This window comes from Cupriavidus sp. 05N39, from assembly GCF_056397325.1.
The window spans coordinates 46,020-68,908 of the sequence record NZ_JBFTNE010000017.1; the positions used below are offsets into that span (position 1 = coordinate 46,020).

The window sequence follows — 22,889 nt, forward strand, 5'->3', positions numbered from 1 at the left end:
TCATCTGGCGCGGGTGAAGTTGAACATACCCCCGGTCCCGGGCCCGCCAGATCGATTGCGGGCAGGYCGGGGCGAACCATTCAAGGAGTGACAAATGGCGGCAATTACCGCAAGCATGGTGGCAGAACTGCGCGCAAAGACCGACGCGCCGATGATGGAATGCAAGAAGGCCCTGACCGAGGCCGACGGCAACCTGGAAAAAGCTGAAGAGCTGCTGCGCGTCAAGCTGGGCAACAAGGCCAGCAAGGCCGCTTCGCGCGTCACCGCCGAAGGCGTGGTCGTGTCGTACATCGACGGCAACACCGGTGCGCTGGTGGAACTGAACTGCGAAACCGACTTCGTGTCGAAGAACGACGACTTCCTGGCGTTCTCGGCCAAGGTCGCCGAACTGGTCGCCAAGCAGAACCCGGCCGACGTGGCCGCGCTGTCGGCGCTGGAAATCGACGGTGTTTCCGTTGAAGCCACCCGTACCGCCCTGATCGGCAAGATCGGCGAAAACCTGGCGATCCGCCGCTTCGTGCGCTACGCAAACGGCGGCAAGCTGGCCGCCTACCTGCACGGCACCCGCATCGGCGTGATGGTCGAGTTCGAAGGCGACGAAACCGCTGCCAAGGACGTGGCCATGCACGTTGCCGCGATGAAGCCGGTGTCTCTGTCGTCCGCCGACGTGCCCGCCGAGCTGATCGCCAAGGAGCGCAGCATCGCCGAGCAGAAGGCCGCCGAATCGGGCAAGCCGGCTGAAATCGTCGCCAAGATGGTCGACGGTTCGGTGCAGAAGTACCTGAAGGAAGTGTCGCTGTTCAACCAGGCCTTCGTGAAGAACGACAAGCAGACCGTCGAGCAGATGCTCAAGTCCGTCAACACCACGGTCAAGGGCTTCACCCTGTACGTGGTCGGCGAAGGCATCGAGAAGAAGCAGGACGACTTCGCCGCCGAAGTGGCCGCCCAGGTGGCAGCCGCCCAGAAGGCCTGAAGTCCTGGCGGCCAGGCGGGTACCCGGCAGGGTGCCCCGGCGGCCGCCGTATAATGCCGAGGGGCACCGCGAGGTGCCCCTCGGCACAAATGACCGCGCCACGCTTACCCGTGCGGCGCGGGCGCCGTAGCCCGTTTCCGCGGTCGTCTGACTTGCCGTGCGTTTGCCGTGCAGGAGCAGGCCACCCCGAAAACCGGCTTTTACAGCGGCGGCACGCCGATCCGTGCCGCACGCATTCAAATTTCCGGCTCGCTCGTGCGAGCCGAACCAGCTCCGGGGATCAATATGCCAGCCTATAAGCGCGTCCTACTGAAATTGTCCGGCGAGGCCCTGATGGGCGATGATGCCTTCGGCATCAACCGCGCCACTATCGAGGCCATGGTCAATGATATTGCCGAGATCGTCAGGCTCGGCGTCCAGGTCGCGGTGGTGATTGGCGGCGGCAATATCTTCCGCGGCGTGGCCGGCGGGGCGGCGGGCATGGACCGCGCCACGGCCGACTACATGGGCATGCTGGCCACCATGATGAATGCGCTGGCGCTGCAGGACGCGATGCGCCACGCCGACATCGTGGGCCGCGTGCAATCGGCCCTGCGCATGGACCAGGTGGTCGAGCCTTACATCCGCCCGCGCGCCATCCGCCAGCTGGAAGAGGGCAAGGTGGTGATCTTCGCCGCCGGCACCGGCAATCCCTTTTTCACGACCGACACCGCGGCAGCCCTGCGCGGCGCGGAAATCGGCGCGGAGATCGTGCTCAAGGCAACCAAGGTGGACGGCGTTTATACGGCCGACCCCAAGAAAGACCCCAGCGCCACGCGCTACACGACCATTTCCTTCGACGAGGCCATCTCGCGCAACCTGCAGGTGATGGATGCCACGGCATTTGCCCTTTGCCGCGACCAGAAGCTGCCGATCAAGGTGTTCTCGATTGTGAAGCCGGGTGCGCTCAAGCGCGTGATTCTTGGCGAGGATGAGGGTACGCTGGTGCACGTCTGATCGCTGGCCAGCCGCCGGTGCGTGGCCGCCAGGAGTGGCATGCGGTCCGGCAAAGAGTAGAATGATTCATTTTCGATCCCGGTATCCGGGGTCATGATTACCCGTTTTGGAGGTAAAGATGAGCGTCGCCGACATCAAGAAGAGCGCCGAGCAGAAGATGGTGAAGACCATTGAAGCGTTCAAGGCCGACCTGGCCAAGATTCGCACTGGTCGTGCCCATACGGGTCTGCTTGACCATGTCCAGGTGGATTATTACGGTTCGCCGGTGCCGATCAGCCAGGTGGCCAACGTCGGCCTGGCCGATTCCCGCACCATCAGCGTGCAGCCGTGGGAAAAGAAGATGGTCGGCGCCATCGAGAAGGCTATCCGCGATGCCGATCTCGGCCTGAACCCGGCCACCATGGGCGAAACCATTCGCGTGCCGATGCCCATGCTGACCGAAGAGCGCCGCAAGGAACTCGCCAAGGTCGTCAAGGGCGAGGCCGAGGGTGCCAAGGTCGCCGTGCGCAACCTGCGCCGCGATGCCAACGAGCAGTTCAAGAAGCTGGTCAAGGACAAGTCGATTTCCGAGGATGACGAGCGCCGCGGCCAGGACGACGTCCAGAAGCTGACCGACAAGTTCGTTGCCGAAATCGACAGGATGGTTGCCGAGAAGGACAAGGAGATCATGACGGTGTGACGCAAAGTGCGGCGGCTTGCAAGCCGCCGCTGTGTCCGCTACCGTTTCCAATCATGCATCACATCAGTTCCACGCTTAGCGTCCCCGAATCCACCTATGTGCCCCGTCACGTTGCCATCATCATGGATGGCAACGGCCGTTGGGCGACCCAGCGGCATCTGCCGCGCGTTGCCGGCCACAGCCGTGGCCTGGATGCAGTCCGGGCGGTGGTGGAGGCTTGCGCGGCGCGTGGCGTGCAGTACCTGACCCTGTTCGCGTTCAGTTCCGAGAACTGGCGCCGCCCGGCCGACGAAGTCTCGTTCCTGATGCGGCTGTTCATGACCGCGCTGCGCCGCGAGGTGGTCAAGATGCACGCCAACAACATCCGGGTGAGGGTGGTTGGCGACCTGAGCCGCTTCAGCCCGCGCATCCAGCAGCTGATCGCCGATGCCGAGGCCCGCACGGCCGGCAACACCGGGCTGACAGTGACCATCGCCGCCAATTATGGCGGCCGCTGGGACTTGCTGCAGGCGATGCGCAAGATGCTGGCGCGCTCGCCCATGCTCGAGCCGGAGGCAGTCGATGAAGCCGTACTCGCCCCGCACTTGGCCATGGCCTATGCGCCCGAGCCGGACTTGTTCATCCGTACCGGCGGCGAACAGCGCATCAGCAATTTCCTACTGTGGCAACTGGCATACTCCGAACTTTATTTCACCGATGTGTTCTGGCCGGATTTCGGTGCGGCCGAGCTCGACAAGGCGTTTGCCTCGTACCGGCAGCGCGAGCGCCGTTTCGGCCGTACCAGCGCGCAAGTGGTGGCGCCCTCCGGCCTTTCCGGCACCGCCTGATCGTTTTCTTTTTTCACCGGAACTCCGCAGCGCATGCTCCTTACCCGTGTCATCACCGCCGTATGCTTGTTGCTGCTGATCCTGCCGATCCTCTTCCTGGCGCCGCCGTCGGCGCTGGCCGGCCTGGTGGCGGTGATTGTCGTCCTGGCGGGCTGGGAGTTCGGCAGGCTGATCGGGCTGCGCGGCCCCTGGCCCTATGTCTATGCCCTGGCCTGCCTGGTGGCGCTGATTGGCTGGCATGATGCCGCTGGCCGGCAGGCGCTGACGCTCCTGCTGCAGATCGGCGTGGCTTGCTGGGGTGTGGCGGTGGTCTTGCTGGCACGGGGCGTGCGTCGTGCCACACCGGCCTTTACGCTGCTGGGCGCCATTCTCGGTTTGTTCATGCTGCCCGCCTTCGGCCAGGCCACCCTGATCCTGCGCGAGCTGGGCATCGGGGTGCTGCTGTCGGTGGCAGTGCTGGTCTGGGCGGCCGATATCGGCGCCTATTTCGTCGGCAAGGCCATCGGAAAGCGCAAACTCGCACCCGCCATCAGCCCGGGCAAGTCCTGGGAAGGTGCCTTCGGCGGCTGGGCGCTGGTCCTGGCGATTGCCCTGTCGCTGGCCGCTACCCAGGCTTTTGCGCCGACCTGGTTTTCGCGCATGGCCGGTCATAGCGGCCTGGCCGCCGTGACGCTGCTCTCGACACTGCTGGTGATCGCCAGCGTGGTCGGCGACCTGTTCGAGTCGCTGCTCAAGCGGCAGGTCGGCATGAAGGACAGCAGCAGGCTGTTGCCAGGCCATGGCGGCGTGCTCGATCGCATCGACGCGCTGCTGCCCGTATTCCCGCTGGCCGCGTTGCTGGCCATTTATCTTTGAGTTGATCTGATATGCGTCGTATTACCGTACTGGGTGCCACTGGCTCGATCGGGGACAGCACGCTTGATGTGGTCAAGCGCCACCCCGAACGCTATGCCGTGCATGCGCTGACGGCGCACCGGCAGGTCGACAAGCTGGCCGCCCTGTGCCGCGAGTTCCGCCCGGCCCATGCCGTGGTGGGCACCGCGCAGGCCGCTGGCGAGCTGGAAGCGCTGCTGCGGGCCGATGGCGTCAAGACCGAGGTTGGCTACGGCGAGGCGGCGCTGGAAGCGGTCGCGGCGGATCCGGCGGTCGATTCGGTGATGGCCGCCATCGTCGGCGCTGCCGGGCTGCGCCCCACGCTCGCCGCGGCGCGGGCCGGCAAGCGCGTGCTGCTGGCCAACAAGGAAGCGCTGGTGATGTCGGGCCGGCTCTTCATGGATGCCGTACGCGAGCATGGTGCCACGCTGCTGCCGATCGACAGCGAGCACAATGCCATCTTCCAATGCCTGCCGGCCGACGATCCACGTTTCCGCGCGGGTGTGTCCAAGATCGTGCTGACCGCATCCGGCGGGCCTTTCAGGACCCGCGACCCGGCCACGCTGCGCGATATCTCGCCCGACGAGGCCTGCGCCCACCCTAACTGGGTGATGGGCCGCAAGATCTCGGTGGACTCCGCCACCATGATGAACAAGGGGCTGGAGGTGATCGAGGCGCACTGGCTGTTCGCCGCGCCCGCCGAGCGCATCGAAGTCCTGATCCATCCGCAGAGCATCGTGCATTCCATGGTGTCCTACGCCGACGGTTCGGTGCTGGCCCAGCTCGGCAACCCCGATATGCGCACGCCGATCGCCTACGGGCTGGCGTATCCCGAGCGCATGCGCGCCGGCGTTTCTCCGCTGGATCTCACCCGCGCCGGCGCGCTCACCTTCGAAACCCCGGACCTCGTGCGCTTTCCCTGCCTCGGCCTGGCGTTCGACGCCCTGCGCGCGGGCGGGGTCGCACCGGTGATCCTGAACGCGGCCAACGAGGTCGCGGTCGATGCGTTCCTGCAAGGTCGGATACGGTTCACCGACATCGCGCGCATTGTGGGCGATGTGCTCGGGCAGGCCACGCAAGGCAGCGCCGACACCCTGGAGGGCGTGCTGGACGCCGACCGCGAGGCGCGCCGCCGCGCCGGCGCCTTGCTGGATAGCGCCGGCTCGTGCTGAAACCGGCGGGGGGCGATGCCGGGATCGGCGACAATAGCGGTGTTCCGGCAAATGCCGGACCGCCGGTTGCCGGGCCTGACGCCCGGTGTGTCCTTTGTGCCATCGGGGCGGTAAGCCCCTGACGACAAGCTGCCAGCCATGCAAACCGTAATCGCTTTCGTCGCTGCCCTGTGCATCCTGATCTATTTCCATGAGATGGGGCACTACCTGGCCGCACGCCTGTGCGGAGTCAAGGTGTTGCGTTTCTCGATCGGCTTCGGCCGGCCGCTGCTGCGCTGGGTGTCCAAGGGGCGCGATCGCACCGAATGGACCATCGCCGCGATTCCGCTCGGGGGCTATGTCAAGATGCTCGACGAGCGCGAGAGCGATCCAGAGCATGACGCGCCCATTGATCCGGCGGATTTGCCGCGCGCGTTCAACCGGCAGCCGGTCGGCAAGCGTTTCGCGATTGTCGCGGCCGGGCCGCTGGCCAATTTTGCCCTGGCGGTGGTGCTGTATTTCGTACTGTTTGCCGGCGGCATGCGAGAGGCGGCTCCCATCGTCGCGGCGCCGTCCGCAGGCACGCCCGCGGCAGAGGCGGGCTTGCGGGAGGGCGATCGCGTCCTCGCGTTGCAGGCCAACGGCGAGACCGAGCAGGTGCGTTCCTGGAATGACCTGCGCATGGCCATATTCGCGCAGGGATTCGGCGACGCCAGCGCGGTGCTGCACGTGCGCGCGGCCGACGGCGCTGAGCGCGATGTGAAACTGCCGCGCTTGCCGAATACTGGCGGCAACCCGGAGCAGGATCCGCTTGCCACGCTGGGGCTGGCCCTCAAGGGCGGTCCGGTCACCATTACCGAGGTCCTGCCGGATTCCGCCGCGCAACGCGCCGGCCTGCGCCAGGGCGACCGCGTCGTGGCCTGGCAAGGACAAGCGCTTACCCAGGCCGGCGAACTGATCCGTGGCGTCAGGGCGCGGCCCGGCGCGGAGGTCACGCTCGGCATCGAGCGCGACGGGCGACGCCTGGACGTGCCGGTGAAACTCGACACGGTGCCCGCCGCCGAGGGTGCCAGCGCACCCGCGGCTGGCACCGGCAAGCTGGGTGCCGCGCTGAGCCAGGCGGTCGAGATGGAGACCGTGCGCTACCAGCCGGTCGAAGCGCTGACGCGCTCCATCGGGCAGGTGTGGAGCACCAGCGCGCTCTCGCTCAAGCTGCTTGGCAAGATGCTGGTGGGGCAGGCGTCGCTGCAAAACCTGAGCGGGCCGCTGACCGTGGCGGACTACGCCGGGCGTGCCGCCCACCTCGGATGGCAGCCCTTTGTCGGCTTCCTGGCGTTGGTCAGTGTTAGCCTCGGTGTATTGAATTTGTTACCTATTCCGGTATTGGATGGGGGTCATTTGCTGTATTATTGCGTTGAATTTTTGACTGGCAGGCCCGTACCAGACCATTGGCAGGCTGTGCTGCAGAAGGTCGGCATCGCCTGCGTCTTGCTCCTGACTTCGCTCGCCTTGTTCAACGACGTCAGCCGGCTGTTTCTTGCGCGCGGCTAGACGTAGGTTGCCGGCAGCGGCGTGTCGGTGTCACTGGCACCACGCGCCGGATGCTGAGCCAAGGCGCAGCCCCGTGAAGCATCGGAGCCCAATCCTGCATGGAATCAAAGAGGGGATCAAGATTGATCAGACATAAGCGCATCTCGCTGGGCGTGCTGGCGAGTGCCATCATCGCGGCCTGGACCCCAGTGAGTTGGGCCGCGGAGCCATTCGTCGTCAAGGACATTCGTGTCGAGGGCCTGCAGCGGGTCGAGCCGGGTACGGTGTTCGGCTACCTGCCGGTCAAGGTCGGCGAGACCTTCAGCGACGACAAGGGCGCGGACGCCATTCGTGCCCTGTATAACACCGGGTTCTTCAAGGACGTCCAGATCCGTTCCGAGGACGGCGTGCTGGTGGTCCAGGTGGAAGAGCGTCCCGCCATTTCCCAGCTCGAATTCGTCGGCATCAAGGAGTTCGACAAGGACACCCTGCGCCGCTCGTTGCGCGCGGTGGGCGTGGCCGAAGCCCGGTATTACGACAAGGCCCTGATCGACAAGGCAGAGCAGGAACTCAAGCGCCAGTACGTGGCGCGCGGCTACTATGCCGCCGACGTTCAGACCACGATCACCCCGGTCGACCGCAATCGCGTGTCGGTGGTGTTCAATGTCGACGAAGGCCCGGTGGCCAAGATCCGCCAGATCAATATCGTCGGCAACAAGGCCTTCAAGGAAAGCACGCTGCGCGATGAAATGCAGCTGTCGACCCCGAACTGGCTGTCCTGGTACACCAAGAACGACCTGTATTCCAAGCAGAAGCTCACTGCCGACCTGGAATCGCTGCGTTCGTATTACCTGAACCGCGGCTACCTCGAGTTCGCCATCGAATCGACCCAGGTGTCGATCACGCCGGACAAGAAGGACATCTTCCTGACGCTGAACATCAAGGAAGGCGACCAGTACAAGGTGTCGGACATCCGCCTGGCAGGCGAACTGCTCGGCAAGCAGGCCGAGATGGAAAAGCTGCTCAAGCTGCAGAAGGGCGAGGTCTTTTCATCCGAGAAGCTGACCCAGAGCACCAAGGCCATTACCGATCTGCTGGGCACCTACGGCTATGCGTTCACCACCATCAATCCGCAGCCGCAGATCGACAAGGAAAAGCGCGAGGTCGCGCTGACCCTGATGGTCGATCCGGGCCGTCGCGTCTATGTGCGCCGCGTCAACGTGGTGGGCAACAGCAAGACCCGCGATGAAGTGGTGCGGCGCGAAATGCGCCAGATGGAAAGCTCGTGGTTCGACAGCGAAAAGCTGACCCAGTCGCAGGCGCGTATCAACCGTACCGGCTACTTCACCGATACCAACATCACGACCGAGGACGTGCCCGGCGCGCCCGACCAGGTCGATGTGAACGTCAACGTGACCGAGAAGCCGACCGGGCAGATCAGCCTGGGCCTGGGCTTCTCCTCCACGGACAAGCTGGTGCTGCAGGCCGGCCTGCGCCAGGACAACGTGTTCGGTTCGGGTACCAGCCTGGGCCTGGACGTCAACACCGCGAAGTCCTTCCGCACCATCTCGCTGACGCAGTACGATCCGTACTTCACGGTCGACGGCATCAGCCGCTCGACCGATGTTTACTATCGTACGTCGCGGCCGCTGTACTACACCGGCGACCAGGACTACAAGATCGTGTCGATGGGCGGTGGCTTCAAGTTCGGCGTGCCGTTCTCGGAAGTCGATACGGTGTTCTTCGGTATCGGCTACGAGCGCAGCCAGGTCTACACCTCGGTGAACACGCCGATCCAGTACACCCAGTGGCTGACGAAGATCGGCAAAAACAGCGGCGACCCGATCAACAACTTCCCGTTCACGATCGGCTGGGCCCGCGACCGGCGCGACAGCGCGCTGGTCCCGACCAAGGGACCCTACACGCAGGCCAACCTTGAAGTGGGCGTGCCCGGTGGCGATACGCAGTACTATCGCGCCAGTATCCAGCAGCAGTATTTCTATCCGCTGTCGAAAGCCTTCACGATGGCTTTCAACGGTGAAGTGGCCTACGGTCATGGCTATGGCAACACGCCGTTCCCGGTGTTCAAGAACTTCTACGCCGGCGGTATCGGCTCGGTTCGCGGCTACCAGACCAGCACGCTGGGCCCGAAGGACCAGAACGGCAACCCGACTGGCGGCGCCTCCAAGATGATTGGTAACGTCGAGTTCATCTTCCCGCTGCCGGGTTCGGGCGTGGACCGGACGCTGCGCCTGTTCACCTTCTTCGACTTTGGTAACGTGTACCAGGAAGGCACGCCGCTGTTGTTCAGCCAGCTGAAGTATTCGACGGGTGTGGGCATGTCGTGGCTGTCGCCGATCRGTCCGCTCAAGATCAGCGTGGGCTTCCCGCTGAAGAAGGATGAGACCGACAAGGTACAGCGCTTCCAGTTCCAGATCGGTACCGCGTTCTGAGCGAGAATAGAGAATAGAAGATTGAGGAACGTATTCATGAAAACAACATTCCCACTGATCAAGAGCCTGACGGCCGCCGCGCTGACGGCTGGCGCGCTGCTGGCTGCCGCGCCCGCCATGGCGCAGGAAGCACGCATTGCCGCGGTGAATTCCGAGCGTATCCTGCGTGACTCGGTGCCTGCCAAGCAGGCCCAGGTCAAGCTGGAACAGGAATTCTCCAAGCGCGACCGCGAGCTGCAGGACATGGCCCAGAAGATCAAGGGCATGGCCGACAAGCTCGACAAGGACACTGCCGTGCTGGCTGACGCCGACCGCCAACGCCGTCAGCGCGAAGTCGCCGATCTCGACCGCGAATTCCAGCGCAAGCAACGCGAATTCCGCGAGGACCTGAACCAGCGCCGCAATGAGGAACTGGCCCAGGTGCTCGAGCGTGCCAACCGCGTGATCCGCCAGCTTGCAGAACAGCGCAAGTACGACCTGATCGTGCAGGAAGCCGTCTATGTCAATCCTCGCATCGACATCACCGACGATGTGATGAAAGCGCTGAACGCCGGCAGCAAGTAAGCCTGCCTGTTTTCACAGTCCAAGGAAGTACTGCCATGCAAACACCCACACTGGGTCAGCTCGCCACCGATACCGGCGCGCAGGTTGTGGGTGATCCCGACCTCGCCGTGCGCGGCCTCGCGCCGCTCGACCAGGCCGGCTCCGACCAGCTCTCGTTCCTCTCCAACCCCCTGTACCTGCCACAGGCGCTGGCGTCCGGCGCCGGTGCCGTGATCGTGTCCGCAGCCGACCTCGAGCGCATCCGGGCTGAAGGCCAGGCCGACGGCCGCAACTGGCTGGTCGCGCGCAATCCCTACGTGTGCTTTGCACGTATCGCGCAGGGCTTCGAGCGCCGTGCCAATACCGACCATCGTACCGGCATCGACCCGCGCGCCAGCGTGGCGCCGGATGCCGTAGTGCCGGCTTCGTGCTTTATCGGGCCCAATGTGGTGATCGAGAGCGGGGCACGGCTAGGCGAACGGGTGCGTATCCTGGCCAACGGCTTTGTCGGTACCGGGGCGCGGATTGGCGACGACACGCTGATCTACGCCAATGTCTCGATCTATCATCAATGCGTGGTGGGCATGCGATGCATACTGCACAGCGGGGCGGTGCTGGGCGCCGATGGCTTTGGCTTTGCCCCGGACATCGGCCCGGGCGGCGTGGAGTACGTCAAGATTCCCCAGACCGGCCGCGCGGTGTTGGGTAACGATGTCGAGGTGGGCGCCAATACCGCGATCGATCGCGGCGCCATGGCCGATACGGTCATCGAGGACGGCTGCAAGCTCGACAACCAGGTGCAGATCGCGCATAACGTGCGCGTGGGCGCGCATACTGTGATCGCGGGCTGCGCGGCGATTGCCGGCAGTACCAAGGTCGGCCGCTTTAGCGTCATCGGGGGCTCGGCCAACTTTGCCGGCCATCTGAACATTGCCGACCGCACCACGGTTTCCGGTGGCACGTCGATCACTAAATCCATTACCAAGCCCGGCGGTCATTTCACCAGCGTGTTCCCGGTCCAGCCGCATGGCGACTGGGAACGCACCGCGGCCACCTTGCGAGGGCTGAGCAAATTGCGCGAGCGCGTGATCCAGCTCGAAAAACGCCTGCAAGGCCAGGACGCCGGCAATTCTATCCAGCATACCGAAGAGAAAAAATCATGAACGCCGTCGATATCGACATCCGCAAGATCCTCAAGCTGCTGCCGCATCGTTACCCGTTCCTGATGGTAGACCGCGTGCTTGAACTGGAGCCGCAGAAGCGTATCAAAACGCTGAAGAACGTCACCATGAACGAGCCGTACTTCCAGGGCCATTTCCCGGGTCACCCCGTGATGCCGGGCGTGATGATCCTTGAAGCGCTGGCGCAGTCGGCCGGCCTGCTGACCTTTGGCGCCGACATGGAGCGCAAGGAAGGCTCGCTTTACTACTTCGTCGGCATCGACGGCGCGCGCTTCAAGCAGGTTGTGACGCCGGGCGACCAGCTGCACATGACCGTATCCGTAGAGCGCTATATCCGCGGCATCTGGAAGTTCAAGGCGTTTGCCACCGTCGACGAGAAGGTGGCTTGCGAAGCTGAGTTGATGTGCACCGTCAAACAAGCCGACGCCTGAACATTCGCATTCAGGGCTACCGCGCGGCCGCCATGCGGCACCGTCCGCTGCTCGGAACCCTCGCGTACCCATGTACGTGCCGGTTCCTGCGCTGGGGGCGGCACCACCTGACGGCCGCTAGCTACACCCTGAAAGCGAATTTGGACGTGTTGGTTCATTGTTTCGATCGTTCAACTTTTCAATCTCAGACCATAGGACAGGACGCATGACGCAAATCCATCCCAGCGCACTGGTCGACCCGAAGGCCGAGCTTGCAGCCGACGTGACCGTCGGGCCGTTTTCCATCGTTGGTCCCAACGTTCGCCTTGGCAGCGGTACCCAGGTTGGCGCGCACACGACCATCGAAGGGCATACGACCGTCGGCGCGGATAACCGCATTGGGCCATATGCCTCGGTTGGCGGCACGCCGCAGGACATGAAGTACCGCAACGAGCCGACCCGGCTCGTGATCGGCGATCGCAATACCATTCGCGAGTTCACCACCATCCACACCGGCACGGTGCAGGATCAGGGCGTGACCAGTATCGGCGACGACAACTGGATCATGGCCTATGTCCACATCGCGCACGATTGCCGGGTGGGCAACCATACGGTGTTTTCCAGCAATGCGCAGATTGCCGGCCATGTGCAGGTGGGCGACTGGGCCATCCTTGGCGGCATGAGCGGGGTTCACCAGTTCGTGCGCATTGGCGACCACGCCATGCTGGGCGGCGCCTCGGCACTGGTGCAGGACCTGCCGCCGTTCGTGATCGCCGCGGGCGACAAGGGCGGCAACAAGGCCACGCCGCACGGCATCAACGTGGAAGGCATGCGCCGCCGTGGATTCGACGCCGCGCAGATCGCGGCCCTGCGCCAGGCCTACAAGGTACTGTACAAGTCCGACCTGAGCTTCGAAGCCGCCCGCAACGAGATCGCGCAACTGATCGCGCATGCCGAAGGCAGCGCCAAGGTGCCGCTGCAGGGTTTCCTCGACTTCATTGCCGCCACGCAGCGCGGCATTGTGCGCTGAAGCCGGCCCACGCCATGGTCGACGGTGTCCTACCGGCCACGGGTGCCACGCGGGACGTAGCAGGCGCGGGTACGCGCGGCACCATTGCCATGGTGGCCGGCGAGAACTCGGGTGATCTGCTGGCTTCACTGCTGATGGGCGGGCTCAAGGCCCGGCTCGGCGAAACCGTTCGCTACGCCGGCATTGGCGGGCCGCGCATGATGGCGCAGGGGTTCGAGTCGCAATGGCCGATGGATACGCTCTCGGTCAACGGCTATGTGGAGGTGCTGGGCTCGCTGCGCGAGATCCTGGCCACGCGCCGCGCCATCAGGGAACAGCTGATCGCGCAGCCGCCGCTGTGCTTCATCGGGGTGGATGCGCCGGATTTCAACTTCGGGCTGGAAGTGCCGCTGCGCCGTGCCGGCATTCCCGTGGTGCATTTTGTCAGTCCTTCGATCTGGGCATGGCGGGGCGGACGCATCCGTACCATCGCACGCGCGGTCGATCACATCCTGTGCCTGTTCCCGTTCGAACCGGAGATCTACGCCCGGGCAGGCATTCCCGCTACCTACGTGGGCCATCCGCTGGCTGACGTGATCCCGATGGTGCCGGATACGCAGGGCGCGCGCGCGCGGCTGGGCCTGCCGGCCGGGCCCCGCGTGGTGGCGGTGTTGCCCGGCAGCCGGCAATCCGAGGTGCGCAACCTTGGGGCGACGTTCTTCGACGCCATGGCACGCATGCACGGCATGGACGGCAATCTTGCCTTCGTGTTGCCGGTCGCCAGCGCGCCGCTGCGCGAGATCGTCAAGGGCCTGCATCAGCAGTATCCGCAGATTCCGCTGACCGTCATCGACGGGCAGTCGCACCTTGCCATGGAAGCCGCCGACGTGATCCTGCTGGCCAGCGGCACCGCCACGCTGGAGGCGGCGCTGTACAAGAAGCCGATGGTAATCTCGTACAAGGTGCCCTGGCTGACCGCGCAGATCATGAAGCGGCAGGGGTACCTGCCGTATGTGGGCTTGCCCAACATCCTGTCGGGGCGCTTTGTCGTGCCCGAACTGTTGCAGGACGACGCCACGCCCGAGGCGCTGGCGCGCGAGACGTTGCTGCAGTTGAACGACGATGGCAATACCGCGTTCCTGCGCGAACATTTTACCCAGATGCACCAGACCCTTAAACGCAATACCGCCGAGATCGCCTCGGAGGTGGTCGCCGGCCTGATCCGGCAGCGCAGGGGCGGGTAATGGCGCGCCGTCCCGCTGCCAAGGGCAATCCGGCCCAACTTGGTTTCGACCTCGCCGACACCGCCGCGCAGGTCCGCCACCTGTGTGGCGTGGACGAGGCGGGCAGGGGTCCGCTGGCCGGCCCCGTCTATGCCGCTGCCGTGGTGCTTGATCCGGAGCGTCCGATCAAGGGCCTGGCCGACTCGAAAGTGCTGACCGCCCTGCGCCGGGAGGCGCTGTTCGAGCAGATCTGCGAACGCGCTCTGGGCTGGCATATCGCCTTCGCCACGGTGGAAGAGATCGACACCATCAACATCCTGCACGCCACCATGCTGGCCATGCAGCGCGCGGTGCACGGCCTGGCGGATGCCGGTCTGGAGCCAGACCTGGTGCAGGTCGACGGCAACCGCTGCCCGCAGGTGCGCTTTGCGGTCGAGGCCATCGTCAAGGGCGATGCAAAGGTGCAGGCGATATCGGCGGCGTCGATCCTCGCCAAGGTGGCGCGCGATCGTGAATTGCTGACGCTGCACGCGTCGTACCCGCAGTATGGCTTCGACGCCCACTCGGGCTACGGCACGCCGCAGCACCTGGCCGCGCTCACGCAGCACGGCGCCACGCCGCACCATCGGCGCTCGTTCGCGCCGGTGCGCGAGGCCATCGCGCAAGGGCGCATCGCGCCTGCCGCCGGCCTGCCGCCGTCGTCTTTCCCGGAGCAGGTATCGTGAAGCACGTCACGTCGCGCGACAACGCGCTGTTCAAGCATCTCAAGGCCCTGACGGGCTCCACGCATGCCCGCCGCAAGGCCGGGCAATCGGTGCTCGATGGCGTGCATCTTGCGCAGGCCTACCTGGATGCGCTGGGCCAGCCGGTGCAGTGCGTGGTGTCGGAGCGGCACTACGATCACGCCGAGGTGGCGCCGCTGCTCAGGCAGATCGCGCCCGAACGCGTGGTACTGCTGGCGGACGCCTTGTTCGACCTGATTGCCGGCGTGGTCAACGGCATCGACCTGATGCTGGTTATCGAGACGCCGTCCGGCCACCTGCCATCGCATATCGATACCGATTGYATCATCCTGGACGGCGTGCAGGATGCCGGCAACGTGGGCTCGATCCTGCGCAGCGCGGCCGCCGCGGGCATCGGCCATGCGTTCCTCGTCACGGGCAGCGCCTTCGCCTGGTCCACCAAGACCTTGCGTGCGGCCATGGGTGCCAATTTCCACCTGAATATCGTCGAGCACTGCACGCTGGACATGCTGGCGCCGCGCCTGGCGGTGCCGCTGCTGGCGACATCCTCGCATGCCCAGGCGGCCGTGTTCGACACCGATTTGCGTGGTCCGGTGGGCTGGGTGGTGGGCAATGAAGGCGCGGGCGTCAGCCCGGAGTGGATGGCCAGGGTCAGCCGCACGGTGGGCATTCCGCAGCCGGGCGGGCTGGAATCGCTGAATGTGGCGGCGGCTACGGCGATCTGCCTGTTCGAGGCGGTGCGGCAGCGGCGGCCCGGTTGATGCTGTAAGGCCCACGGGCGGATTGTTTCTCACGCCCCCTGAGGGCGGCAGGAATCAACACCGGCAGAGGCATCGGGCGGCTTAGGCGCACCGTTCAGCTTCGTTCGGCGCGCCGGCTGCCTTCTCAATAATTGCTATCCCGATCCACCTTGATCTCCTGCAGGATCGTGGTGGCGATCTCTTCGATCGACTTGTGCGTGGACGACAGCCACTTGATGCCCTCGCGACGCATCATGGCCTCGGCCTCATTGACCTCGTACCGGCAGTTTTCCGGCGCCGCGTATTTGCTGCCCGGCCGCCGCTCGTTGCGGATCTCGGCCAGGCGCTGCGGATTGATCGACAGGCCGAAGATCTTGGGTTTGAACGCATACAGGGCGCTCGGCAGCTTGCCGCGCTCGAAGTCGTCGGGAATCAGCGGGTAGTTGGCCGCCTTGAGGCCGTACTGCATGGCCAGGTACAGGCTGGTCGGGGTCTTGCCGCTGCGCGAAACGCCGACCAGGATGATGTCGGCCTCGGCCAGGTTCTTGTGCGACTGGCCGTCGTCATGCGCGAGCGAGAAGTTGATCGCCTCGATGCGGTTCTGGTAAGCCTCGGTGTCGGCGTTCTGGTGGAAGCGCCCGATCGCATGGGTGGACTTGAGGCCGAGTTCCTTCTCCAGCGGCTCGATGAAGGTCTGGAACATGTCCAGTATCATGGCCTTGGCGCGGCGGATCGCCTTGTTCGACTCCTGGTTGACCAGGGTGGTGAAGACGATGGGCTGCACCCCTTCCGCGTAGAGGGCCTCATTGATCTTGCCGACCGCGATATGTGCTTTCTCGGGCGTGTCGACAAAAGGCATGCGCACCTTGCGGAAACGCATCTCGAACTGGGCCAGGATCGAGTGGCTGAAGGTCTCGGCAGTGATGCCGGTACCATCGGAGACGATAAAGACCGTACGGATGGCGGGGCGCTCCTCCGTACGCGGTTCCTGGGGTTCCTGCGGTGCAATGGGAGCGTCGGGCTGGGACATGTTAGGACAATATTTTTGAATCCGCGCTCCGCGAAAGTGCGGTGCGGCACGGTAGAATAGCGGCGATCTTTTCGCTAAGCAATTCCACCAGCGCTGTTGGTGCAACGATTCGGGCACGAATTGTCAACAATGTGCGCTGCAGCAATCACGATCGCGCGCCGATCGTGACAACGCTGGGGTTGTTTAGCCAAGCGATCCGTCCGGTAGCAGAACTCCAACAATATTCCGGGCGTCAGCAACAGGTTTCTTACTTTGTTTTGAGGCTTTTATGAACAACCCGGCAATTGACGGCGCATACGTGCTGCCGTTCGAGCAGTTGCGCAAGGAAGATGTGGAAACCGTGGGCGGCAAGAATTCGTCGCTCGGCGAGATGATCTCGCAGCTGGCCGAAGCCGGCGTGCGGGTGCCCGGTGGCTTTGCCACCACCTCGCTGGCTTTCCGCGATTTCCTCGCCCACAGCAACCTGACCCAGCGCATTTCCGATCGCCTCAAGGCCCTCAACGTCGACGACGTCAAGGCCCTGGCCGAAGCCGGCGCCGAGATCCGCAACTGGGTTATCGAAGCGCCGTTCCAGCCGCGCCTGGAAAAGGAAATCCGCGAGTTCTACGCGCGTGCCGAAGAGCGCGAAGGCGCCGAGGCTTCGTTCGCCGTGCGTTCGTCGGCGACCGCCGAAGACCTGCCGGATGCATCGTTCGCCGGCCAGCAGGAGTCGTACCTCAACGTCAGCGGCATTGACGATGTGCTGGACAAGATCCGCCACGTGTTTGCCTCGCTGTACAACGACCGCGCCATTTCCTATCGCGTGCACAAGGGCTTCGCGCACGACATCGTCGCGCTGTCCGCCGGCGTGCAGCGCATGGTGCGCTCGGATGTGGGCGCCGCAGGCGTGATGTTCACCATCGACACCGAATCCGGCTTCCCCGATGTCGTCTTCATCACCTCCAGCTACGGCCTGGGCGAAACGGTGGTGCAGGGCGCGGTCAACCCGGACGAGTTCTACGTCTTCAAGCCCACGCTGCAAGCGGGCAAGTACCCCATCATTCGCCGCTCGATCGGCTCCAAGCTGATCAAGATGGAATTCACCGCGCCGGGCGAAGCCGGCCGCGTCAAGACCGTCGACGTACCCATCGAACTGCGCAACCGCTACTCCATCACCGACGCCGATGTGTCGGAGCTGGCCAAGTACGCGATGATCATCGAGAAGCATTACGGCCGCCCGATGGACATCGAGTGGGGCAAGGACGGCCGCGACGGCAAGATCTACATCCTGCAGGCCCGCCCGGAAACGGTGAAGAGCCAGTCCGCCGGCAAGGCAGAGCAGCGCTTCAAGCTCAAGGGCACCGCGCCCGTGCTCACCAGCGGCCGCGCCATTGGCCAGAAGATCGGCACCGGCCGCGTCCGTGTGATCAATGACCCGTCCGAAATGGAACGCGTGCAGCCCGGTGACGTGCTGGTTGCCGACATGACCGATCCCAACTGGGAGCCGGTGATGAAGCGCGCCGCCGCCATCGTGACCAACCGTGGTGGCCGTACCTGCCACGCGGCCATCATCGCACGCGAACTGGGCGTGCCCGCCGTGGTCGGTTGCGGCGATGCCACCGACCTGCTCAAGGACGGCACGCTGGTGACGGTGTCGTGCGCCGAGGGCGACGAAGGCCGCGTCTACGACGGCCTGCTCGAGACCGAAGTGACCGAAGTGCAGCGCGGCGAGATGCCGGAAATCGACGTCAAGATCATGATGAACGTCGGTAACCCGCAACTGGCCTTCGACTTCTGCCAGATCCCGAACCAGGGCGTTGGCCTGGCTCGCCTCGAGTTCATCATCAACAACAATATCGGCGTCCACCCCAAGGCCATCCTCGACTACCCGCAAGTCGACGCCGACCTGAAGAAAGCAGTGGAAAGCGTGGCCCGTGGCCATGCCAGCCCGCGCGCCTTCTACGTGGACAAGCTGGCCGAAGGCATCGCCACGATTGGCGCGGCCTTCTACCCGAAGCCGGTCATCGTGCGCCTGTCGGACTTCAAGTCCAACGAGTACAAGAAGCTGATCGGCGGCTCGCGCTACGAGCCGGATGAAGAAAACCCCATGCTGGGCTTCCGCGGCGCCTCGCGCTACATCTCCGAAGACTTCGCCGAAGCCTTCGAGATGGAATGCAAGGCCATGAAGCGCGTGCGCGACGACATGGGCCTGACCAACGTCGAGATCATGGTGCCGTTCGTGCGGACCCTGGGCCAGGCCGAGAAGGTCATCGGCCTGTTGGCCAAGCACGGCCTGAAGCGCGGCGAAAACGGCCTGCGCGTCATCATGATGTGCGAAGTGCCGTCCAACGCCATCCTGGCCGAAGAGTTCCTGCAGTATTTCGACGGCTTCTCGATCGGCTCGAACGACCTGACCCAGCTCACGCTGGGCCTGGACCGCGACTCCGGCATGGAACTGCTGGCCAAGGACTTCGACGAACGCGACCCGGCGGTCAAGTTCATGCTGTCGCGTGCCATTTCCACCGCGCTGCGCCTGGACAAGTACGTCGGCATCTGCGGCCAGGGTCCTTCCGATCACCCGGACTTTGCGCTGTGGCTGGCCAAGGAAGGCATCAAGTCGATTTCGCTGAATCCCGATTCCGTGATCGATACCTGGAAGCAACTGGCCTCCTGAAGCATTTGACGTCACAATAGCGGTACACCGGCCCTGCGCCAGGTGTTCCTAACCCCCGCAGGCGCTCTGGCGCCGCGGGGGTTTTTTGTTTTGGCCGCGGCCGTGCGCGATGCGGCGGTCCTGGTCCGGACGGGCATGAAGGCAGGCAACGCGAAGGGAGGCTATGGCGCCGTATTACATCTGGTTTGCATTGGCAGCGGTGCTGGTGATCGTGGAACTGGGTTTCGGCACCTTGTATCTGCTGATGGTGGCGCTGGGCGCGGCGGCAGGCGGGCTCGGTGCGCTGGCGGGGCTGGAAGCAGCCAGCCAGACCATTCTGGCCGCGCTGGTGGCCCTGGCTGGCTTCCTGGTGCTGCGGCGGTCCCGCTACGGCCGTACGCGGCGCGACGTGGCGGAGCGCGATCCGAACGTCAACCCGGACATCGGCCAGGAACTGGAAGTGCCGGCCTGGGGGGCTGACGGGCGGGCACGGGTGCGCTACCGCGGTACGGAATGGGACGTCGAGTTCCAGGCCAATGGGCTGGCGGCTCCGGGGCGCTTCCGCATTGTCGAGGTACGCGGCAACACGCTGTTCGTCAGCCCGAGATAGCGGTGCGGGCCGCGCCCGTGCTGGTTTCCAGGTTCTAGCAGTTCGTCTTCCCAACCCCGTCACGGAGGTCTCATGTTTGAATTCTTTGGCAGCCTGCTGCCCCTGCTGGTTCTTGTCGCTGTCATCGTCCTGGTGGCGAAGAGCTTCAAGATCGTGCCGCAGCAACATGCCTGGGTGCTGGAGCGCCTCGGCAAGTACCGCGCCACGCTGACTCCGGGGCTGACCGTGGTGCTGCCCTTCGTCGATCGGGTTGCCTACAAGCACGTCCTCAAGGAAATCCCGCTCGATGTGCCCAGCCAGATCTGCATCACCAGGGACAATACGCAGCTACAGGTGGACGGCGTGCTGTACTACCAGGTCACCGACCCGATGAAGGCTTCCTACGGCTCGAGCAATTTCGTGGTGGCAATCACGCAGTTGTCGCAGACCACGCTGCGCTCGGTGATCGGCAAGCTGGAACTGGACAAGACCTTCGAGGAGCGCGAGTACATCAACCACAGCGTAGTCAACTCGCTGGACGAGGCCGCCGCGAGCTGGGGCGTGAAGGTGCTGCGCTACGAGATCAAGGATCTCACACCGCCCAAGGAGATCCTGCACGCGATGCAGGCGCAGATCACCGCCGAGCGGGAGAAGCGCGCGCTGATCGCSGCCTCCGAAGGCAAGCGGCAGGAACAGATCAACCTGGCCACCGGCGCGCGCGAGGCCGCGATCCAGAAGTCAGAAGGCGAGCGGCAGGCGGCCATCAACCGGGCGCAGGGCGAGGCCTCGGCCATCCTGGCAGTGGCGGAAGCCAATGCGCAGGCGATTGAGAAAATCGGGCGCGCCATCCGGACTGAGGGCGGCATGGAAGCGGTCAACCTGAAGGTTGCGGAGGAATACGTGAGCGCCTTCGGCAATCTGGCCAAGCAGGGCAACACGCTCATCGTGCCGGGCAATCTCGGCGAGATGAGCAGCATGATTGCTTCCGCGCTGCAGATCGTTAAAGGGCAGCAGAAGGGGGCCTGAGTTCGGGGGGGAAGGAGGGCGCCGGAGTGGGGCGTCTCACGTCCCACTATTGCGGGCATCTGCCCTCTCCCTGCTCAGGCGGGAGAGGGTGGGCATACCGGTGGCGCAAGTGCTCGAACTGTCTTGCAGCCTTACTCTTTCCCGGCGCCCTTCATGATGCGCGCCTTCTCGCGCTGCCAGTCGCGATCCTTCTCGGTCTCGCGCTTGTCGAACATCTTCTTGCCCTTGGCCAAGCCGATTTCGCATTTGACGCGTCCGCGCGTGTAATGCAGGTTGAGCGGCACGATCGTGAAGCCGCGCTGCTCCACCTTGCCGATCAGCCGCTTGATCTCTTCCGCCTTGAGCAGCAGCTTGCGGGTACGCACCGCATCGGGCGAGATATGGGTCGAGGCACTGTTCAGCGCGCTGATGTGGGCGCCGATCAGGAACAGCTCGGCATCGCGGATGACCACGTAGCCTTCCTTGATCTGCACGCGTCCCGCGCGGATCGCCTTGACTTCCCAGCCCTCGAGCACGATCCCCGCCTCATATCGCTCTTCGATGAAGTAGTCGAAAAAGGCTTTCTTGTTGTCTGCGATGGTCATGCGGTCCGGATAGAGGAAATGGAGATAGGTAAAACAAAAAAAGCCAAACAACACCCGGAACTAGGGAAGAATCCGGTGCCGCCGCGCCGCTTGCGGCGTACATGCCGCTGTCATGCACATCCGGTATGCCGCCGGGGCGCACGTGGGCTAAAATCGCGATTCTAGCAAACCGGCCCGCCCCGGTGGATTCCGCACTGCGTCATATTGCAGGCGGGGCCTGCGCGGGCCATCACTTCCAATAATGGCAGACGTCCAAAAATCCGTGCTGGTCGGCCACTCCGCCGAGCAGATGTACAACCTGGTCACGTGCGTCGAGGACTATCCCAAGTTCCTCCCATGGTGCGGTGGCGTGGAGGTGTTCGAGCAGACCGAAACGCTGCTCGATGCCAAGATCCATATCCACTTCAAAGGCATCAAGCAGTACTTCCACACCCGCAATACGCAGGAGCCGCCTACCCGGATCGATATGGTGTTCGAGGACGGGCCCTTCAAGACCTTCAATGGCTCCTGGCGCTTCACGCCGCTGCGCGAGGACGCCTGCAAGATCGAGTTTCACCTGCATTATGAGTTTTCCAACTTCCTGCTGGAGAAGATCATCGGGCCGGTGTTCAACGTGATCGCCAATACCTTTGTCGATGCCTTCGTCAAACGCGCCGAAGCGGTCTATGGCAATGGCTGAAGAAGCCGGAGCACGTCCGGTAAGCATCTCCGTGTGCTACGCCCAGCCGGGCGGCGCCTTCCTGAAAGAGCTGGAGGTCGCGCCAGGCACCAGCATCCTCGCCGCGATCGGCGCTTCGGGTTTGCTGCAGGCCTGTCCGGAGGTGGATCCGGCCACCATGCGGGTCGGCATCTTCAGCAAGCTCAAGACGCCGGACACGCAGGTGCGGGCCGGTGATCGCATCGAAGTCTATCGCCCGTTGGTGGCCGACCCCAAGTCGGCGCGCCGCAAGCGCGTGCAGAAGACCCGCCAGGGCGGCACGCGCGAAGGGCTGAAGTGGCTGCGCGGCGGCTGACCGCCGCCGGCGCTCAGACGCAGTTCTGTTCGAGGCTGGCGCCGGTCCTCTGCAACTCGGCCTGGCGCTGCTCGTCATCCAGGTGCTGCGCGGAGCCATCCGGCGCCGAGACGGCGACGCGCCGGTTTTGCTGCAGCGCGACGGCGTAGTTCTGCATCCGCGCGCAACGTACCTGCCGTTCCTGTGCGGCCTGGTCCTTGAGGGCCTGGTCGGCTTCCGCTTTCAGTCTGGCCGTCCGGCGCTTTTCGAAGGCTTCCTCCGCACTTGCCGTGGACTCCGCCTTGCCATTGCCCTTCGGTTCACTTCCCTTGGGCGCAGGCTGGATGCCGGCGGCAACGCCCGCCGGGCTGGCCGGCGCGACCGCCGAAGGCGCAGCCTCGAGCGGGCGCAGGGTCCCGGCGAAGCGTCCCGGTGCCTTGATCACGCTGGCTACCGGAACCGAGGGCGGTGGTGGCACGTCGCTATAGACCATGCGGCCGCTGCCGTCGCGCCACTGCCATTGTGCCTGGGCGGCGGCTCCCTGGCAGAGGCAGGCGAGGGCGGCGAGCGTGGCGAGCTTGGACAGCGCGGTCGATCGTTTCATGGCTTGTGGGTTGTGGTGGCTCTGCGGTGACAATACGGCAGCAGGCAAGCACGCCTGCGAGATCCGCGAGTAGGGCGAGAGACCCCGTCTCACGAGTGACG

General features: G+C 64.5%; 23 protein-coding genes. 20 read left to right on the top strand and 3 right to left on the bottom strand.

Going from position 1 to position 22,889, the window contains the following annotated elements; all coding sequences use genetic code 11:
- Positions 1-94 precede the first annotated feature (94 nt).
- The 15 genes from tsf to AC1DN0_RS11060 all read left to right on the top strand — a co-directional run bounded on the left by tsf (position 95) and on the right by AC1DN0_RS11060 (position 15,352).
- On the top strand, positions 95-973 hold the full coding sequence (tsf, locus tag AC1DN0_RS10990) for a translation elongation factor Ts (RefSeq protein WP_441631996.1): 879 nt from the start codon (positions 95-97) through the stop codon (positions 971-973).
- Between the two features lie 285 nt (positions 974-1,258).
- Positions 1,259-1,969, top strand: a complete 711-nt coding sequence (gene pyrH / locus AC1DN0_RS10995) for a UMP kinase (RefSeq protein ID WP_441631994.1) — start codon at positions 1,259-1,261, stop codon at positions 1,967-1,969.
- 118 nt (positions 1,970-2,087) lie between these two features.
- Positions 2,088-2,648, top strand: coding sequence for a ribosome recycling factor (gene frr / locus AC1DN0_RS11000; RefSeq protein ID WP_441631992.1), 561 nt, complete (start codon positions 2,088-2,090; stop codon positions 2,646-2,648).
- 53 nt (positions 2,649-2,701) lie between these two features.
- Positions 2,702-3,475, top strand: a complete 774-nt coding sequence (locus tag AC1DN0_RS11005; protein WP_441631990.1) for an isoprenyl transferase — start codon at positions 2,702-2,704, stop codon at positions 3,473-3,475.
- Positions 3,476-3,508: 33 nt separating this feature from the next.
- Positions 3,509-4,330, top strand: a complete 822-nt coding sequence (locus AC1DN0_RS11010) for a phosphatidate cytidylyltransferase (RefSeq protein ID WP_441631988.1) — start codon at positions 3,509-3,511, stop codon at positions 4,328-4,330.
- 11 nt (positions 4,331-4,341) lie between these two features.
- A complete protein-coding gene (gene ispC / locus AC1DN0_RS11015) occupies positions 4,342-5,520 on the top strand; it encodes a 1-deoxy-D-xylulose-5-phosphate reductoisomerase (RefSeq protein WP_441631986.1) in 1,179 nt (392 codons plus the stop codon).
- 138 nt (positions 5,521-5,658) lie between these two features.
- On the top strand, positions 5,659-7,050 hold the full coding sequence (gene rseP, locus AC1DN0_RS11020; RefSeq protein ID WP_441631984.1) for an RIP metalloprotease RseP: 1,392 nt from the start codon (positions 5,659-5,661) through the stop codon (positions 7,048-7,050).
- A gap of 98 nt (positions 7,051-7,148) precedes the next feature.
- Positions 7,149-9,482: an outer membrane protein assembly factor BamA gene (bamA, locus tag AC1DN0_RS11025; RefSeq protein WP_477145716.1), complete on the top strand. Its 2,334-nt coding sequence runs from the start codon at positions 7,149-7,151 to the stop codon at positions 9,480-9,482.
- 36 nt (positions 9,483-9,518) lie between these two features.
- A complete protein-coding gene (locus tag AC1DN0_RS11030; RefSeq protein ID WP_276290204.1) occupies positions 9,519-10,046 on the top strand; it encodes an OmpH/Skp family outer membrane protein in 528 nt (175 codons plus the stop codon).
- 35 nt (positions 10,047-10,081) lie between these two features.
- Entirely contained in the window at positions 10,082-11,188 is a 1,107-nt protein-coding gene (gene lpxD, locus AC1DN0_RS11035) for a UDP-3-O-(3-hydroxymyristoyl)glucosamine N-acyltransferase (RefSeq protein ID WP_441631982.1), read from the top strand.
- The gene (fabZ, locus tag AC1DN0_RS11040) at positions 11,185-11,637 is read left to right on the top strand and encodes a 3-hydroxyacyl-ACP dehydratase FabZ (RefSeq protein ID WP_045241480.1); all 453 of its coding nucleotides are present in this window, start codon (positions 11,185-11,187) and stop codon (positions 11,635-11,637) included. The genes lpxD and fabZ overlap by 4 nt, the downstream gene beginning before the upstream one ends.
- 205 nt (positions 11,638-11,842) lie before the next feature.
- Positions 11,843-12,646: an acyl-ACP--UDP-N-acetylglucosamine O-acyltransferase gene (gene lpxA / locus AC1DN0_RS11045; RefSeq protein WP_276290202.1), complete on the top strand. Its 804-nt coding sequence runs from the start codon at positions 11,843-11,845 to the stop codon at positions 12,644-12,646.
- A 14-nt stretch (positions 12,647-12,660) separates the two neighbouring features.
- Positions 12,661-13,869: a lipid-A-disaccharide synthase gene (gene lpxB, locus AC1DN0_RS11050; protein ID WP_441631979.1), complete on the top strand. Its 1,209-nt coding sequence runs from the start codon at positions 12,661-12,663 to the stop codon at positions 13,867-13,869.
- Positions 13,869-14,573 (top strand): ribonuclease HII, encoded by a 705-nt coding sequence (gene rnhB, locus AC1DN0_RS11055; protein WP_441631977.1) that lies wholly within the window; start codon positions 13,869-13,871, stop codon positions 14,571-14,573. Before lpxB ends, rnhB begins: the two co-directional genes overlap by 1 nt.
- Positions 14,570-15,352 (top strand): TrmH family RNA methyltransferase, encoded by a 783-nt coding sequence (locus AC1DN0_RS11060; RefSeq protein ID WP_045241476.1) that lies wholly within the window; start codon positions 14,570-14,572, stop codon positions 15,350-15,352. Before rnhB ends, AC1DN0_RS11060 begins: the two co-directional genes overlap by 4 nt.
- A 124-nt stretch (positions 15,353-15,476) precedes the next feature.
- Here AC1DN0_RS11060 and ppsR read toward each other — a convergent pair whose 3' ends face one another.
- Entirely contained in the window at positions 15,477-16,292 is an 816-nt protein-coding gene (ppsR, locus tag AC1DN0_RS11065; RefSeq protein WP_477144137.1) for a posphoenolpyruvate synthetase regulatory kinase/phosphorylase PpsR, read from the bottom strand.
- A gap of 337 nt (positions 16,293-16,629) precedes the next feature.
- Here ppsR and ppsA point away from each other — a divergent pair, with 337 nt between their 5' ends.
- The 3 genes from ppsA to AC1DN0_RS11080 all read left to right on the top strand — a co-directional run bounded on the left by ppsA (position 16,630) and on the right by AC1DN0_RS11080 (position 20,608).
- On the top strand, positions 16,630-19,014 hold the full coding sequence (ppsA, locus tag AC1DN0_RS11070) for a phosphoenolpyruvate synthase (protein WP_441631975.1): 2,385 nt from the start codon (positions 16,630-16,632) through the stop codon (positions 19,012-19,014).
- A 163-nt stretch (positions 19,015-19,177) separates the two neighbouring features.
- Positions 19,178-19,603 (top strand): NfeD family protein, encoded by a 426-nt coding sequence (locus tag AC1DN0_RS11075; protein ID WP_441631973.1) that lies wholly within the window; start codon positions 19,178-19,180, stop codon positions 19,601-19,603.
- A 72-nt stretch (positions 19,604-19,675) separates the two neighbouring features.
- Positions 19,676-20,608 carry an SPFH domain-containing protein gene (locus tag AC1DN0_RS11080; RefSeq protein WP_276290195.1) on the top strand — a complete coding sequence of 311 codons (933 nt, stop codon included), beginning with the start codon at positions 19,676-19,678 and terminating at the stop codon, positions 20,606-20,608.
- Positions 20,609-20,739: 131 nt separating this feature from the next.
- On the opposite strand, the gene smpB is transcribed toward AC1DN0_RS11080, so the two are convergent.
- Positions 20,740-21,192 carry an SsrA-binding protein SmpB gene (gene smpB / locus AC1DN0_RS11085; RefSeq protein WP_006164727.1) on the bottom strand — a complete coding sequence of 151 codons (453 nt, stop codon included), beginning with the start codon at positions 21,190-21,192 and terminating at the stop codon, positions 20,740-20,742.
- Between the two features lie 241 nt (positions 21,193-21,433).
- Here smpB and AC1DN0_RS11090 point away from each other — a divergent pair, with 241 nt between their 5' ends.
- Together AC1DN0_RS11090 and AC1DN0_RS11095 are read left to right on the top strand one after the other, a co-directional pair.
- The gene (locus AC1DN0_RS11090; RefSeq protein WP_441631970.1) at positions 21,434-21,871 is read left to right on the top strand and encodes a type II toxin-antitoxin system RatA family toxin; all 438 of its coding nucleotides are present in this window, start codon (positions 21,434-21,436) and stop codon (positions 21,869-21,871) included.
- Entirely contained in the window at positions 21,864-22,205 is a 342-nt protein-coding gene (locus AC1DN0_RS11095) for an RnfH family protein (protein ID WP_276290210.1), read from the top strand. Before AC1DN0_RS11090 ends, AC1DN0_RS11095 begins: the two co-directional genes overlap by 8 nt.
- A 13-nt stretch (positions 22,206-22,218) precedes the next feature.
- On the opposite strand, the gene AC1DN0_RS11100 is transcribed toward AC1DN0_RS11095, so the two are convergent.
- Positions 22,219-22,788 carry a DUF4124 domain-containing protein gene (locus AC1DN0_RS11100; RefSeq protein ID WP_477102516.1) on the bottom strand — a complete coding sequence of 190 codons (570 nt, stop codon included), beginning with the start codon at positions 22,786-22,788 and terminating at the stop codon, positions 22,219-22,221.
- Positions 22,789-22,889 lie beyond the last annotated feature (101 nt).

Coding starts and splice junctions, on each gene's coding strand:
- fabZ (WP_045241480.1), top strand. CDS start 11,185: ATGAACGCCGTCGATATCGACATCCGCAAGATCCTCAAGCTGCTGCCG.
- AC1DN0_RS11005 (WP_441631990.1), top strand. CDS start 2,702: ATGCATCACATCAGTTCCACGCTTAGCGTCCCCGAATCCACCTATGTG.
- smpB (WP_006164727.1), bottom strand. CDS start 21,192: ATGACCATCGCAGACAACAAGAAAGCCTTTTTCGACTACTTCATCGAA.
- pyrH (WP_441631994.1), top strand. CDS start 1,259: ATGCCAGCCTATAAGCGCGTCCTACTGAAATTGTCCGGCGAGGCCCTG.
- lpxB (WP_441631979.1), top strand. CDS start 12,661: ATGGTCGACGGTGTCCTACCGGCCACGGGTGCCACGCGGGACGTAGCA.
- ispC (WP_441631986.1), top strand. CDS start 4,342: ATGCGTCGTATTACCGTACTGGGTGCCACTGGCTCGATCGGGGACAGC.
- AC1DN0_RS11010 (WP_441631988.1), top strand. CDS start 3,509: ATGCTCCTTACCCGTGTCATCACCGCCGTATGCTTGTTGCTGCTGATC.
- lpxD (WP_441631982.1), top strand. CDS start 10,082: ATGCAAACACCCACACTGGGTCAGCTCGCCACCGATACCGGCGCGCAG.
- tsf (WP_441631996.1), top strand. CDS start 95: ATGGCGGCAATTACCGCAAGCATGGTGGCAGAACTGCGCGCAAAGACC.
- AC1DN0_RS11095 (WP_276290210.1), top strand. CDS start 21,864: ATGGCTGAAGAAGCCGGAGCACGTCCGGTAAGCATCTCCGTGTGCTAC.
- rnhB (WP_441631977.1), top strand. CDS start 13,869: ATGGCGCGCCGTCCCGCTGCCAAGGGCAATCCGGCCCAACTTGGTTTC.
- AC1DN0_RS11100 (WP_477102516.1), bottom strand. CDS start 22,788: ATGAAACGATCGACCGCGCTGTCCAAGCTCGCCACGCTCGCCGCCCTC.
- lpxA (WP_276290202.1), top strand. CDS start 11,843: ATGACGCAAATCCATCCCAGCGCACTGGTCGACCCGAAGGCCGAGCTT.
- rseP (WP_441631984.1), top strand. CDS start 5,659: ATGCAAACCGTAATCGCTTTCGTCGCTGCCCTGTGCATCCTGATCTAT.
- AC1DN0_RS11030 (WP_276290204.1), top strand. CDS start 9,519: ATGAAAACAACATTCCCACTGATCAAGAGCCTGACGGCCGCCGCGCTG.
- AC1DN0_RS11075 (WP_441631973.1), top strand. CDS start 19,178: ATGGCGCCGTATTACATCTGGTTTGCATTGGCAGCGGTGCTGGTGATC.
- AC1DN0_RS11090 (WP_441631970.1), top strand. CDS start 21,434: ATGGCAGACGTCCAAAAATCCGTGCTGGTCGGCCACTCCGCCGAGCAG.
- frr (WP_441631992.1), top strand. CDS start 2,088: ATGAGCGTCGCCGACATCAAGAAGAGCGCCGAGCAGAAGATGGTGAAG.
- ppsA (WP_441631975.1), top strand. CDS start 16,630: ATGAACAACCCGGCAATTGACGGCGCATACGTGCTGCCGTTCGAGCAG.